Origin of the sequence: Lebetimonas natsushimae, assembly GCF_002335445.1 — a bacterium.
In the GTDB taxonomy this organism is placed as follows: Bacteria; Campylobacterota; Campylobacteria; order Campylobacterales; family Nautiliaceae; genus Lebetimonas; species Lebetimonas natsushimae.
The window spans coordinates 224,568-238,553 of sequence record NZ_BDME01000001.1 but is presented as its reverse complement, the minus strand read 5'-3'; the positions used below and the strand labels follow the sequence as shown (position 1 = coordinate 238,553).

Genomic DNA, 13,986 nt, shown 5'->3' with positions numbered 1-13,986 from the left:
GATAAGTGAAAAAATTATTTATAGAAACTTTCGGCTGTCAAATGAATGTGAAAGACAGCGAACATATCATCGCCGAACTGGCGGACGAATATGAAATTACCTCTAATCCAAAAAATGCTGATTTAATTATATTAAACACCTGCTCAGTCAGGGAAAAACCGGTAAACAAACTCTTCTCCGAGCTTGGAGCCCTTAGAAAAATAAACCCCAATGCAAAATTTGGTGTCTGTGGTTGTACTGCAAGTCATATGGGTGAAGATATTTTAAAAAGGGCACCATATGTAAGTTTTGTTTTAGGCGCGAGAAATGTAAGTAAAATAAAAGAGGCTGTAAACAAAGAAAAATATATTTTTACAGATATAAATTACGACGATACAACTTATATGTTCAAAAACACAAGAAAAAACCCTTATAAGGATTTTGTAAACATAATGGTGGGATGCGACAAAAAATGCAGCTTTTGTATAGTTCCGAAAACAAGGGGAAAAGAAATATCAATCCCTATGGATTTAATCTTAAAACAAATTGAACAACTTGCAAATGAAGGCGTTAAAGAAATAACCCTTTTAGGACAAAATGTAAATAATTACGGCAAAAGATTCAGCGTTCCCCATCCAAAAGTTGATTTTACAGATTTATTAAAAGAAGTCAGTCGAATTGACGGAATTGAAATTATAAGATTCACTTCCCCTCATCCACTTCATGCGGATGACAAATTTTTGGACGAATTTGCAAACAATCCCAAAATTGCAAAACATATACATTTCCCACTTCAGAGCGGAAGCACCAGAATACTTAAAGCCATGAAAAGGGGATATTCCAAAGAATGGTTTCTAAACAGATGTGAAATTTTGCGCCAAATTCCGGAAGTTTCAATTACAACCGATATTATCGTTGGATTCCCGGGTGAGAGTGAAGAAGACTTTAACGAAACTCTGGATGTGGTTAGGAAAGTCAGATTTGAGCAGATGTTTTCTTTTGTATATTCACCAAGACCTTTAACGGAAGCTGCAAAAATGCCAAATCAGGTTGATAAAGAAGTTGCAAAAAAAAGGCTTTACAAACTTCAATCCATGCATAAAAAAATTCAGGATGAAATTTATCAAAATAAAAAAAATAAAATTTACAAAGCACTTATTGAAGAAGAAACAATTGCCAGAAGCAATAACAATTTTACAATTAAAATTGCCCCAAGTAAAAAATTTTTAGGTAAAATAGTTAATGTAAAAATAAAAGAAGTTATTAATCATAATTTAATAGGAGAAATAATATAAAAAAAGTTTTCTTATTTCTTGGTATAATTATTATATCGGTTTTTATTTATTATATGCTAAATGATTCATACAGATTATCAATGGAAGCTAAATATTTTTTTGAAACAGGCGATTATAAAAAAGCAGAAAAATTGGCAAAAAAAGCATATATTTTAGACCCATACAACAGGATGGCTTTTACCGTTTATACACAGTCAAAAATTGCAAAACAGTGGCAGAATTATATAAACGATTCTATTAAATATTTTAAAGAAATAGAACAAATAGCTAATAAAAACAAGATTACTAAAAAGGATAAACAGAAAGTAAAAATAATGCTTGAAATTATCATGGAAGAATATAAGACATTACCACCTTCACATCTTTTGCCGGAAAATCTTAAAATAAAGGCAAAAGAAATGTATGAGAAAGGGAAAAAACTATATGTTGAAGTTTTTGGAAAAAGAAGCGGCTAAATTTTTAAAATATATTGAAAAAACCAAATCAGAAGAAACATTAAGAACATACGAAAGTACTTTAAGAGAAGCTATAGATTTTATAGAAATTATCAATAATGAAATAGACATTACCCCTTACAGACTTCATATTGCAAAACTTAACAAAAAAACAATAGCAAAAAAAATTTCAGCCCTTAGAAGTTTTTTTGAATTTTTGCAAATGGAAGGGTTTAAGTATAAAATTATAGGCGATGAACATATAAAAGTCCCGAAAACCCTGCCAAAACCTGTCAATTTCGAAAAAATCAAAGAAGCACTGAAACTGGCGACAATGGATGAATATCTAGCAATTATGGTCATTTTTTCACTCGGTCTTAGAATAAGTGAAGCCGCAAATATAAAATTAAATGACATTAAAGGCGACTGGATAGAAATCAGAGGTAAGGGAAACAAAACAAGAATCCTGCCTCTTCATCCGAAACTTAAAGAATTTATAAAAAAATATCTTGAAATAAATTCCAAAAAAACTTATCTTTTTGAAAAAGACGGTATTCCTATCGGAAGCAGTAAACTCAGATATATAATCCAAAAAGCCTTTAAAAAAGCCGGTATTCATGTAACCCCGCATCAGCTAAGACATTCCTTCGCCACATATATGCTTGATAGGGGTGCCAGAATAAACGATGTAAGTGAGCTTTTAGGACATGAATTCATATCAACTACTCAGATATATACCAAACTGAATTCCAGTTTAAAATTAAAAAACTATTTAAAAGCGCATCCGCTATGTTCATAAAAAAATTTATTAAACAACAGTTTATTTCCTGTTATTATGATGAAAATTATAAATTATTATATGAAATATATAAAAATAATAATTTATTAGAAGAAAACCGTTTTGAATTTGAAGAAAAAAAAGGATTAATAAAAAAGATAAAAGAACTCTCAGAAGAAATTCCCCAAACATATACCTCAACCATTATTCAAACAATAAATCAGGGGGTCGTCCCGTCATGCCAAAAAACAGATTTTGCAAAATATGGGATAGAAACAGAAAACATCAAATATATATGTGTTAACAACAAATATGCTTTTTATACATCTTTGTATGATTTGATGGAAGCAAAAAAAATAAATATAGATTTTATATATTCAATATTTGCCTTAATGGATTACAAAGCAACAAAAAAAATAAATACATTGTATATATTGATTACAAAAGAAAAATTTTATATTTTAATTTATCATAAAAACATACCTATTTTTTCTGATATTTATGAAAAAGCAGAAGAATTGTTAGAAAATGACGAAAATGAATTAGAAAATCTAGACAACGAAAACATTATAGAAAATATTGAAGATGATATAATTGATGATATAGACAACATAGATGAGAGTGAAATAGACTTTGAAGATAATAAAATCACTACGGGTATTGAAATGGATGTAATAAATTTTATAAAATCTTCTCTGGAAGAATATTATGAAAATTTTGCGGACGATTTTATAGAAAACATTATAATATTTGATAATGATTTTTTAAATGAGGATATTACAAAAATAATTTACGACACTCTTTTAATTGAATCAAAAAAAGAGAATTTAGATATATTAAAAACCATAAATGAAATAAGTAGGAAAAATGTATAGTTTTACAAAACCTAAACCAAAACCTTTGTTTAAAGAAGACACAAAATTATGGCTTGTATTTATTTCAATTTCTTTTAGCTTATATCTATTATTTGCTCTTTTTTTAGGCATAAAAGCTTATTTATTTAAAAAAGATATTAAAAATTATCAAAATCAAATATCAACTTTAAATAAACAGTTAAAGAATATTGAAAATCAAAAAAACTTTATTTTGAAAGAAAAAACTTTATATGAAGATATTATGGTAAAAAACACTGTTCTTAAACAAAGTATTAATAACTTACTTGATCTAATACCTGATCCTATTACTCTTAATGCTTGCAAGTTTGATAAAAACAAATTAATTATCTATGGAATTACACCAAGTAAAGATATTTACAATTTTTTAATGTTACCTCCACTTGAGTCAATTTTTAATGAAACCCATACCTATTTCTATTTAATGCCAAACGGATGGTATAGGTTTAAATCCGAAAATTACTTAAAGAGTCCTCAATGAAACTGCCTAAATTAAACTTTTCATTTAAACTTCCGACAATTAAAATTTATGGAATCGATATTGTTAAAAATTTTCTGTTTTTCACTTTTTTCATTTTTTTAACACTTCTTAGTATAGGGGTAATTATAGCCCCAACTATAAGGATATTTAAAAAATATCAAAATGAATTTTACAAAACCCAATCAGAATTTAATGTTTTAAAAAACCATTATCTACAAAAAAATGAAGAACTTAAAAAACTTCAAAAAATGAACAGCAAAATTATATCTGCTTTAAACAGAGATTTTAATAAAAATAATTTTAAAAATTTTGCATCTAAATTTATGAATATAACAAACATTAGAGAAATAAATTCAAGTATTTATAAAGACGATTTTATTAAAACTTCGTATATGCTGGATGCCATTATAAAATCTCCTAAAGATTTTTATGATTTTATAGACGCTTTAAAAAATTATAAGTATGTAATAAGAGCATATTTTCCTGTAAATTTTGAAAAAAAAGAAGAAAGCATTGCACTTAGTTTTAAAATAGAACACTATAAAATTAATGAAAAATGGAAAATGAAAAATGGAAAATAAAAAGTTGCAATATAAAAAAAGAATTTATTATTCACACACAGATGCCGGGGGAATCGTTTATCATACAAACTATATATCTTTTTGTGAAGAAGCAAGGAGCGAAATATTTTTTAGTAAAAATATTTTTTTTGAAAAAGATGAAGGATACGTAGTAAAAGATATTGTTGCCAAATTCATCTCCAGTGCAAAACTCGGCGATATTATAGAAATCGAAACTAAAATTTCAGAAATAGGTAAAGTAAAAGTAGAAGCTATACAATCCATTTATAAAAACGATAAAAAAATATTTGAAATGAAAGTGACACTTGCATATCTTAAAAATGGAAAACCATCTAAAATACCTGAAAATCATTTAAAGCTTCTATATGAATACAAGGAATAAAGGAAACATCGCCGAAAATGAAGCTGTTCAATATTTAAAAAGCAAAAAATTTAAAATAATAAAAAGAAATTTTTACACAAAATTTGGAGAAATTGATATTATAGCTTTTAAAAACGGGGTGTTTCATTTTATAGAAGTTAAAAGCGGTAAAAACTTTGAACCGATTTATAATATTACATCATCTAAATTAAACAGAATAATTAAATCGGCCTATGTTTATTTAAAAAAGAATAATATAAACTCAGCTTTTTGTGTGGATGCTGTTATTGTAAAAGATGATATTGAATTTATTGAAAATATAACATTTTAAGCCCCAAAAGGGGCAACCTTTTAATTAAAAAAGGAGAAAGGATGAAAAAGGGGGGATTAGAATTATAATTAAAAAATATTAATTTTTTGTTAAATTTATAAAATAAATGTCAAATTTGTCAAATTTATGTTAAATTAATTTTTATTAAAAATCGGCCCAGGAAGCGGCTCATACAAATAAAATCCCTGTGCACAATCTATTCCCAGTTTTTTGAGAATATCAAAAACCTCTTTATTATGGACAAATTCTGCAATAGTTTTTATATTTTCCCTTTTTGCAAATAAAGAAATCAATTCTACAATTTCTTTTGAAACCCTGTCTTTGTTTATATTTTTTATCAAACTTCCGTCTATTTTAATATAATCAATATCCAGATTAACAATATGTGTAAAATTTGAATATCCGCTTCCAAAATCATCTATTGCAAATTCTATATCTTTCATTTTCATCAATTTTACAAATTTTTCAATCTGTTTGTAATCTTTTATAGCTTCACTCTCAAGAATTTCAAATGTTAAATATTTTTCAATCCCCTTATATTCTTTTAATTTATTTTTTAAAAAACATATAATGTCCACATCCAAAATATCTTCTATTGACAAATTGATGGAAAAAGGGATATTTTTACCGTAAAATATATTGAAAGATTTAGTAATAACAGTTTTTGTAATCTCTTTATAAACCCTGTTTTCTTTTGCAATTTCCAGATACGGAAAAATTGATTCAATTTTACCTTTATTGTCAATTCTTGCCAATACTTCATATTTAACAATTTCACCCGTTTTTACATCCACAATAGGCTGAAAATAAGGGATTATTTTATCTTCACTTATAGCTTCTGAAAGAATGGTTGATTTTTTAATATTTTCCTCTATTTCTTTTGAATTATCCAGTTTCGGAATATATTTGATAACTCTTACTCTTTTATTTTTCTTTATATGATGCATTGCAATTTCAGCTGTTTTTAAAAGAGGTTTCATATCACTGATAGCTGCGTTAAAAGAAATCTGAAATTTTAAATTTTTATCTATATAATAATAAATTTCATCAAATTCCTTAAAAATTTTATTTAAAATATTCTTTGCATCTTCTTTAGAGTTAAGCAAAATAGCAAAATTATCCGCAACTATCCTGTAACTGTTTATATTCAAATTTTTTAAGTAATCAGCAACCTCTTTTAAAACTTTATCCCCGGCTTCCCTACCGTATAATTCATTTATATTTCTAAATTTTTCTATATTTAAAAGTAAAATTACATTAAAATAATTTTCATCTTCCAAAAATTTATTTATATTGTATAAACCGGTAACATTGTCAATATACGCCAGTTCTTTAAAAATATCTTTGTCTTTTTCTACCATACCTATCAAAATAATAAGACCTGCAACTGTTAAAATTAAAAACCCTATACCGATATAACCTATAATTACAAATGATTTTATTACATTGTTTGTGATATTTAAAAATGTTTGTTTTAAAGTTTTCAGCTTAATTAAACTTGAATTACTCAAAATTTCATTTAAATAGAAATTATATTTTTTTAAATTGTTTTTAACAACTTCCAAATTTAATATCAAAGACCGATTAAAAATATTTAAATCTTTGTTTTTAAATTTTAAATTTTTAAAATAATTTAAATCTATATTTTTTATTAAACTAATATCATTGGTAAATTTTGCCAAATATACAGAAGAAATTGCATTAACCGCTTTCTTTTTATATTTTAAAGGAAAATGCAATTCAGGCAGGGTAGATAATAAATTTATTAAAAATATAGTGGAATTTTTAACAGGAGCATTTATTTTTTGAAATTCATAGACATATTCAATTTTTTTATCTATTTCTTTTTTATAATCCCGAAAATACTTTAACATACCGGGTTCAAATTTTGCCAATTTTTCTTTTAATATTTTTAATTTTTTCTGTATGTCTCTGATTGACTGGGCCGTTTCATCAAAACTTGAATAAAGGAAAAAAGAATTTCTCAGTACATGATAATTCAAATTATATTCTTCTTTTTCAATTTCCAATATTAGAGAATTAATTTCATTTGTCTTTATCAAATAATTTTTTGCATAATTATTAAAAAAATATATAACTACTAATATAATTAAACCAATTGTTGCTACAATTATCTGTTTTGAAGTAAATTTAAATCTTACAAATTTTTTCATCTCTCATCCAGTATTTTTGGTTTTTTACCCGTAAGCGTTTTTAAAAAGGCAACTATTTTATCTATATCATCATCACTTAAATAAAGTCCCAAATTATAATATCCCATAAGTTTTACTGCCTTGTCAAGGGTTTTTACACTGCCATCATGGAAATAAGGATAAGTTAGGGCAATATTTCTTAAAGTCGGGACTTTATACACATATTTATCATCGCAATTTTTGGTAATTTCATATCTGTCACGTCCTCTTGGCATTTTATAAGCCTCAATAACCGCCCCTATTTTCTGATATGAATTTCCTCCAAAATTTATTCCATTATGACAAGTTATACAACCGTATCTTTTAAAAAGCAAAAACCCTTCTTTTTCTTTTTTTGAAAGTTTGGCCTTTCCTTTTAAATATAAATCAAATTTAGAGTTAGGTGTAATTAAAGTCTTTTCAAACTCTGCAATTGCATCAAAAACCAAATCATATTTAATATAATCAACCCCGTAAATTTTTTTAAAGAGGTTTTTATATTCATCTATTTCATTAAGTCTTTTTTCCAAAATATCCGGTTTCATTCCCATTTCACAAGAGTCCTGATTGGCTTCTTCTGCCTGAATTTTAAGACTCGGCGCTCTCCCATTCCAAAAAAAAGAAATATTGAATACAGAATTAAATACCGTAGGGGAATTCATGGGTTTATCCACACATCCGTTTACCCCTACGCTGAATTGTCTATTGTCATCCCCGCCTTTATAAACATTATGACAGCTTGCACAAGAAATTTTATTGTCGATGGAAAGTCTGGTGTCAAAAAAAAGTTTTTTGCCAAGAAGCGCTTTTTGTTTACTATATGCAACATTTTCAGGAATCGGTTTTAAAAGCTGGGCGTTGATAAAAACAGTTAAAAAAATTATTAAAAACTTTTTCATTAAACCCTTTCATCTTTGTAATAATAACAATCAACCCTTCTTAGTTTTTCCTCAAAATCCACTTTTTTAAAAGGCAAATCGGCAAAAGATGCAATGGTGCCTTTTCTTATTTTATCTGTATTATGGGTATATAATTTAAACCCGAGTTTATACAAAGCACACCTTACAGGTGTGGCCACACTGTATGTAGTTATTATACCATTTTTATTTAATATTTTTTTTATCTGTGTAAAATATTCCATTGTCCATAATTCTTTATTAACTTTTGGTGAAAATGCATCCTGATAAACAATATCAATATTTTTAAGTTTTTTTATATACTCCCTTGCATCACCTATAAACAGTTCAATTTTTATCCATTCGTCCTCATAATAAAAATTTTTACTCACTTTTTTTATAATATGCCTGATTTTTTCAAACTCTTCGGGATAAGGGAATTTTTTTAAATTTCTAACCAAACTTTCATCCATTTCAGGTGAAAACAGATTGAGTTTTACCCCCTTTGGCCTGTTTAAAACGCTCAAAAATGTGTTATACCCAAGCCCGAAACAGATATCCAGTATATTAATTTCTTTTTTTTTAATTACACTAAAAGAGGGATAAATATGCTTGTATAAACTCTCTCTTACAGCCCCTTCGCTTGAATGGTAACATTCATTATATTTTTCACTTTTTAATGTAAAACTTCCGTCATTTGTTTGAATTTTCTGCAATCTTTCTCCTTGCATAAAAAAACGCTAAAATCCCGATAATTATATATAATGAAAACACAAAAACAAGCTCGATCCGATTTATTTTATATTCATAATAAAATATAAAAACCCCGCCTATCAACAGTCCGACCATTGAAATTATTGTTACTTTTAATGAAGAATTGGTTTTGTCCCTTATTTTAAAATTGGCTAAAGACATTAAAAAAGAAACAAGTAAAAATGTAATACTTCCAAATTCCAAAATAAGCCTTAAACTGCCTATAATTATAAGCAAACTTGCAACAAAAGCCATTGTAATAATGGCGTATGTCGGAATTGTCCCTTTTCTAAAACTTAAAATTTTTGGCATATACCCGTCGTCCGCTATTCTTGCAAGCTGACGTGATGAACCAAAAAGTGTAGAATTAATGGCACTAGAAGTTGCCAAAACTGCACTGAAAATCACCAAAACTCCACCCCATTCCCCGACAATCGATTTCATACCTACTGCAAGAGCAGCTTCTTTATTTCTTATTAAGTCGTATTTCTCAATAGCAATTACACTAGCTAATGCGATAACAAAATAAATTAAACAAACAATAAAAATAGCTGAATATATAGCTTTTGGAATATTTTTATCCGGTTCTTCCATATCTTTAACACCGTTAATTATTAACTGAAAGCCTTCGTATGCCACAAATGTAACAGATGAAACCATCAGTATGTTCAAAAAAGGAGTATTTTTGAAATCGCTGCTTAAAACAGTTATAAAAGAATGAAAATCATATTTTGAAAAACAAAATAAAATAAGGGAAATAATAATTAAAATAAAAAGTTTCAAATAAACAATAAAATCTTCAACTTCACCCATTCCCCTGACACTCCATAGATTTATTGCGGCAAATACCCAGACTATCAAAATTGCTATTATTTTTCTGATTAATTCATTTTCACCAAAACTGAAAAGACTTATGGAGTAAGATGAAAATGTATAGGCATACAAAGCAATAGTGGAGATATATCCGAATACTGTATACCATCCTATTATAGCCGCAGCCAAATGTGAATTAGAAAAGGTTCTTTTAAAAAATGCGTATGTAGCCCCCTCATCCTTATAATAAACTCCTAGTTTAACATATGCATATCCTGCAAATAAAGCAATAATTCCTCCAAGGGCTATTGCAAAAGGAGCTAAAAATCCGGCAACTGAAACAGAAATACCAAGAATGGTAAATATACCACCCCCTATCATTCCGCCTATACCGATTGCAAGCAGTTCTTTAAATCCCAAAGCTTTAGTCATTCTCCACAACCTCAACAAAAGCATTATATAAAGTTATTATATCCCTGTCCGCTTTTCTTAAATGTTTTGTAAGGTTATAAGAGATTATCCAAAGCATTTTAGAACCTATTACAGGATACATATCAAGAATTGATATAAAATCATTATGGGTTATTTCATAAATTTTTATATCTGTTTTCGCTTTAATAGTAGAAGTAACAAGACCTCTGTCAATCAGATTAACCTCTCCGAAGAATTCCTCTCCACCTGCTTTTATATCAGTAATAATATAATCGTTTTTATAAATTGTTTCTTTTATTACACTGACCTCACCTTCTTTTAAAATAAAAGCCCTTTCGGAATATTCACCCTCTTTTACAATAATTTCTCCCGCTTTAAAAGTTTTTTCCCTAAAAAAATCTTTTATAGTTTCAAACTCCTCTTCGCTTAGTGTTTTAAAAATAGGGTGACTTTTCATAATATCTCCTCTATTATTAATTGAATTTCCCTTGAATAATAGTTGTTCTCACTCAAACTAAATTTAAAAGTTATTTTCTCGTCAAAATCCCCGTCATATCTGAAAATTACTGCCGGCAGAAAATAACCGTTTTGATTTAAAATAAGTTTATAATGATTGTCTTTCAGATTCTGGACATGTTCTATTTTGGCCGAGGAAATAAATTTGGGTTTTGGATTTGCCTCCCCGAAAGGCTCAAAAGATTTTATAATATCAAGTAATTCCAAATCTATTTCACTAAAAGGAAGTTCACCCAATACAAAATCTTCTATAAAAAAATCATCTTTACCGTATTTTTTAATTTTCTCATTCAAAGCCGTTTTTAATTTTTCAAAATTTTCCTTTTTTATTGTTAACCCGCAGGCCATTTTATGACCGCCAAAACCTTCAAGCAGCTCTTCACATTCACTAATAAGAGAAAATATATCAATATTTCCAAGGCTCCTGCCGCTGCCTTTAAGAATATTATCTTTTTTGGAAAACACAATTGCCGGTTTTTTATATTTATGCACAAGTCTGCTTGCAATAATCCCCACAACCCCTTCATGGTAATCCCCAAAAGAGAGGATGAAATCATCGTCTTTAATTTCAATTGACTCAAATATTTCTTTTTCTGTTTCTTTTCTTAAATTATTCAGCCTATCAAGCTCCAAATAATACCTGAAAGCCTCTTCTTCGTTTTTACTTACCAAAAAATTATATGCCACGTATGCACTCTCCATTCTGCCCGCCGCATTAATCCTCGGGGCTATCTGAAAAGCAATTGTCTCTGAATTTATCTCTTTAAATTCCCTAGCTAAAATCCCACTAAAAGGTCTAAGGGCTCTGTTTAATCTTTTTAGTCCCATATTTACAAGGGTTCTGTTCATATGAGTAAGGGGCATAACATCTGCAATAATGGCAATTGCCAAAATATCTAAAAACTCTCTTAAATCAATTTTTAAATTCATCTCTTTTTTAATTGCCGCACACAAATACCAAGCAACCTCGGCCCCGCAAATTTCTTTAAAAGGAAAATCTGGTGAAGTTTTTGGATTAATTATGGCATACGCATCAGGCAATATAAATTCCAGTCCTTCATTTTCCATTCCCCATTTTCCATCCTCCATTAACTCTTCACTTTTCATTTTACACTTTGTACTTATTTTAGGTGTGTGGTGGTCCGTAATTATTAAATCAATTCCTCTTATTTTACAAATTTCAGCCGCTTCAAAAGAGGTAATTCCGTTATCGACAGTAATTATTAAATCAGCTTCAATTTCTTCTAAAATTGCGGGGGTGAGTCCATATCCGTGGATGAATCTGTTTGGAATTACAATTTCTATATCAATTCCCATTTTTTCAAAAAAAAGTTTCATAATTGCAGAACTGCTGACACCGTCAACATCATAATCCCCAACTATTACAATTTTTTCCTTATTTTCAACAGCTTCAACTATTCTTTTTGTAGCTTTATCTATATCATTAAGAAGGGAAAAATGGGGAATATTAATTGAATCTATTTCTTCAATTCGTAAAGAGAGAATTTCTTTTATAAGTTGCTTATTTAACAGCTTTTTTGACATTTGTATGCATTTTCAACAAAGCTCATTATTACTTTATTTGGAGATTTTAATTTATTTGTAAATTCAGGGTGAAACTGAACACCGACAAACCAAGGATGATCTTTAAGCTCAACTGCTTCAATCAATCCTTCTTTACTTTTTCCGCTTATTATCATTCCGTTATCTTCCAATTGTTTTTCATAAGCGTTATTAACCTCATATCTGTGACGGTGTCTTTCTATTACTTTATCACTTTTATATGCGTCGTATAATTTTGTACCTTTTTTAATCAGACACTCATACCCCCCGAGTCTCATAGTCCCGCCAAGCGGGGTTTTGTGGGTTCTTATCTGTTTTTGTCCGTTTGCATCAATAAACTCATCAATTAAATATACAACAGGTTCCGTTGTATCAGGGTCAAATTCCTGAGAATTTGCATATTTAAGATTAAGCACGTTTCTTGCAAATTCTATAACAGCCAGCTGCATTCCAAGACAGATTCCAAGATAAGGAATTTTATTCTCCCTTGCATATTTGATGGCTCTTAGTTTTCCTTCAACTCCCCTTTCACCAAATCCCCCCGGTACCAATATACCGCTAACTTCATTAAATCTCTCTTCCATTTCCTCTTCGCTTAATTTTTCAAGTTCTTCAGAATCAATCCATTCAATATCCACTCTCATATCAAGATGGGCTCCGCTGTGAATAAGGGCTTCTATTAAAGATTTGTAACTCTCTTTTAATTTTAAATATTTTCCTACAAATGCTATTTTTACACTTTTCTGAGGGGAAATTATTTTTTTAACAAGATAGTTCCATTCACTCATATCAGGATGCAGTTCTCCTAAATCAAGCTGCTCGGCAATAGGTTTTAAAATATCCTGATTTAAAAAATTTAAAGGCACTTGATAAATTGTAGGGGCGTCCACAGCTTCAATAACGGCATCCCTGTCCACATCTGTAGCGTTTGAAAGTTTTTCTTTGAGAGATTTCGGAAGTGGCTTTTCGCTTCTGCATACAAGTATATGTGGGGTAATACCTATACGTCTAAGCTCCTGAACGCTATGCTGAGTCGGTTTTGTCTTAAGCTCACCCGCCGCTTTAATATAAGGAATGAGTGTTACATGTACAAACATTGCGTTATTTTTACCGACTTCCTGTTTAAGCTGTCTTACAGCTTCTAAAAACGGGAGTCCTTCTATATCCCCGACAGTCCCGCCAAGCTCAACCACTACAATATCAGTTTCTTTTGCAACATCTTTTATTCTTTTTTTAATTTCATCTGTAATATGAGGAATAATCTGAACAGTTTTTCCCAAATAATCCCCTCTTCTTTCTTTTTCAATAACACTTAAATAAACCTGTCCTGTTGTGAAATTGTTTTTTTTACTTAAATTTTTATTTAAAAACCTCTCATAATTACCTATATCAAGGTCAGTTTCAGCCCCGTCTTCGGTTACAAACACTTCACCGTGCTCAAAAGGACTCATAGTTCCTGGATCCACATTCAAATAAGGGTCGATTTTTACCATGGAAACCTTAAAACCGCTGTGTTGAAGAAGTGTTGCGATAGAAGCCGAAGTTATACCTTTTCCAAGAGAACTGAGCACTCCTCCTGTTACAAAAATGTATTTAGCCATAAAGCACCTTTTTAATGAAATTATACCAACTATCACAAGGAAAAATGTAAAATGCAAAATGTAAAATGTAAATTTTCTTAATTTTAT

General features: G+C 29.0%; 15 protein-coding genes. 8 read left to right on the top strand and 7 right to left on the bottom strand.

The window, feature by feature from the left end:
• The first annotated feature begins 5 nt into the window (after positions 1 to 5).
• From miaB to LNAT_RS01330, 8 genes are all read left to right on the top strand, one after another.
• Positions 6 to 1,274 (top strand): tRNA (N6-isopentenyl adenosine(37)-C2)-methylthiotransferase MiaB, encoded by a 1,269-nt coding sequence (gene miaB, locus LNAT_RS01365; protein ID WP_096258137.1) that lies wholly within the window; start codon positions 6 to 8, stop codon positions 1,272 to 1,274.
• 80 nt (positions 1,275 to 1,354) lie between these two features.
• Positions 1,355 to 1,729, top strand: a complete 375-nt coding sequence (locus LNAT_RS01360; RefSeq protein ID WP_096258136.1) for a hypothetical protein — start codon at positions 1,355 to 1,357, stop codon at positions 1,727 to 1,729.
• A complete protein-coding gene (locus LNAT_RS01355; protein WP_238593959.1) occupies positions 1,677 to 2,507 on the top strand; it encodes a tyrosine-type recombinase/integrase in 831 nt (276 codons plus the stop codon). The genes LNAT_RS01360 and LNAT_RS01355 overlap by 53 nt, the downstream gene beginning before the upstream one ends.
• The gene (locus tag LNAT_RS01350) at positions 2,498 to 3,361 is read left to right on the top strand and encodes a hypothetical protein (protein WP_096258134.1); all 864 of its coding nucleotides are present in this window, start codon (positions 2,498 to 2,500) and stop codon (positions 3,359 to 3,361) included. The genes LNAT_RS01355 and LNAT_RS01350 overlap by 10 nt, the downstream gene beginning before the upstream one ends.
• Positions 3,354 to 3,860 (top strand): FlxA-like family protein, encoded by a 507-nt coding sequence (locus tag LNAT_RS01345; protein ID WP_096258133.1) that lies wholly within the window; start codon positions 3,354 to 3,356, stop codon positions 3,858 to 3,860. Before LNAT_RS01350 ends, LNAT_RS01345 begins: the two co-directional genes overlap by 8 nt.
• Entirely contained in the window at positions 3,857 to 4,441 is a 585-nt protein-coding gene (locus LNAT_RS01340; RefSeq protein ID WP_238593958.1) for a hypothetical protein, read from the top strand. The genes LNAT_RS01345 and LNAT_RS01340 overlap by 4 nt, the downstream gene beginning before the upstream one ends.
• The gene (locus tag LNAT_RS01335; protein WP_096258132.1) at positions 4,431 to 4,823 is read left to right on the top strand and encodes an acyl-CoA thioesterase; all 393 of its coding nucleotides are present in this window, start codon (positions 4,431 to 4,433) and stop codon (positions 4,821 to 4,823) included. The genes LNAT_RS01340 and LNAT_RS01335 overlap by 11 nt, the downstream gene beginning before the upstream one ends.
• Positions 4,807 to 5,133 (top strand): YraN family protein, encoded by a 327-nt coding sequence (locus LNAT_RS01330; protein WP_096258131.1) that lies wholly within the window; start codon positions 4,807 to 4,809, stop codon positions 5,131 to 5,133. Before LNAT_RS01335 ends, LNAT_RS01330 begins: the two co-directional genes overlap by 17 nt.
• Before the next feature lie 134 nt (positions 5,134 to 5,267).
• Here LNAT_RS01330 and LNAT_RS01325 read toward each other — a convergent pair whose 3' ends face one another.
• The 7 genes from LNAT_RS01325 to LNAT_RS01295 are packed head-to-tail and all read right to left on the bottom strand — an operon-like array spanning position 5,268 to position 13,899.
• Positions 5,268 to 7,307 (bottom strand): EAL domain-containing protein, encoded by a 2,040-nt coding sequence (locus LNAT_RS01325; RefSeq protein ID WP_096258130.1) that lies wholly within the window; start codon positions 7,305 to 7,307, stop codon positions 5,268 to 5,270.
• Positions 7,304 to 8,224, bottom strand: a complete 921-nt coding sequence (locus LNAT_RS01320; protein ID WP_096258129.1) for a cytochrome-c peroxidase — start codon at positions 8,222 to 8,224, stop codon at positions 7,304 to 7,306. Before LNAT_RS01320 ends, LNAT_RS01325 begins: the two co-directional genes overlap by 4 nt.
• The gene (locus LNAT_RS01315; protein ID WP_238593957.1) at positions 8,224 to 8,937 is read right to left on the bottom strand and encodes a tRNA (5-methylaminomethyl-2-thiouridine)(34)-methyltransferase MnmD; all 714 of its coding nucleotides are present in this window, start codon (positions 8,935 to 8,937) and stop codon (positions 8,224 to 8,226) included. Before LNAT_RS01315 ends, LNAT_RS01320 begins: the two co-directional genes overlap by 1 nt.
• Complete coding sequence (locus LNAT_RS01310; RefSeq protein WP_096258127.1) at positions 8,915 to 10,219, bottom strand: APC family permease; 1,305 nt, start codon at positions 10,217 to 10,219, stop codon at positions 8,915 to 8,917. The genes LNAT_RS01315 and LNAT_RS01310 overlap by 23 nt, the downstream gene beginning before the upstream one ends.
• The gene (locus tag LNAT_RS01305; protein ID WP_096258126.1) at positions 10,212 to 10,676 is read right to left on the bottom strand and encodes a Crp/Fnr family transcriptional regulator; all 465 of its coding nucleotides are present in this window, start codon (positions 10,674 to 10,676) and stop codon (positions 10,212 to 10,214) included. The genes LNAT_RS01310 and LNAT_RS01305 overlap by 8 nt, the downstream gene beginning before the upstream one ends.
• Complete coding sequence (locus LNAT_RS01300) at positions 10,673 to 12,280, bottom strand: single-stranded-DNA-specific exonuclease RecJ (protein WP_238593956.1); 1,608 nt, start codon at positions 12,278 to 12,280, stop codon at positions 10,673 to 10,675. Before LNAT_RS01300 ends, LNAT_RS01305 begins: the two co-directional genes overlap by 4 nt.
• Positions 12,262 to 13,899, bottom strand: coding sequence for a CTP synthase (locus LNAT_RS01295; protein ID WP_096258125.1), 1,638 nt, complete (start codon positions 13,897 to 13,899; stop codon positions 12,262 to 12,264). The genes LNAT_RS01300 and LNAT_RS01295 overlap by 19 nt, the downstream gene beginning before the upstream one ends.
• Between the last annotated feature and the right edge of the window lie 87 nt (positions 13,900 to 13,986).